The 240-nt window shown below is 73.3% G+C and carries 1 protein-coding gene; it reads left to right on the forward strand.

Going from position 1 to position 240, the window contains the following annotated elements; genetic code table 11:
- Positions 1-240, forward strand: a 240-nt coding sequence (locus tag CVH10_RS23940; protein ID WP_146143384.1) for an SDR family NAD(P)-dependent oxidoreductase, incomplete at both ends; no start/stop codon positions are given.

A 240-nucleotide genomic window follows, 5' to 3' on the forward strand; every position in this document is an offset into this window, starting at 1 on the left:
GCGCGCCTTCTGGGGCATGTACGCCGCGACCAAGGCGGGGGCCGAGGCTTTGGTGAAGGCCTGGGCCGACGAGATCGAAAGCACGCCCGTGCGCGCCTGCATCGTCGATCCCGGCCGGATGCGCACGGCCATGCGCGCCCAGGCCTATCCGGGCGAAGACCCGTCCGTCCTGCCCCACCCGTCCGAGATCGGCCCGCTGGTGTTGGACCTGGCGCGTGCGGACGCCACGCCGCCGCTGAC

This window comes from Halomonas sp. ND22Bw, assembly GCF_003011945.1.
Taxonomy (GTDB): Bacteria; Pseudomonadota; Gammaproteobacteria; order Pseudomonadales; family Halomonadaceae; genus Halomonas; species Halomonas halophila.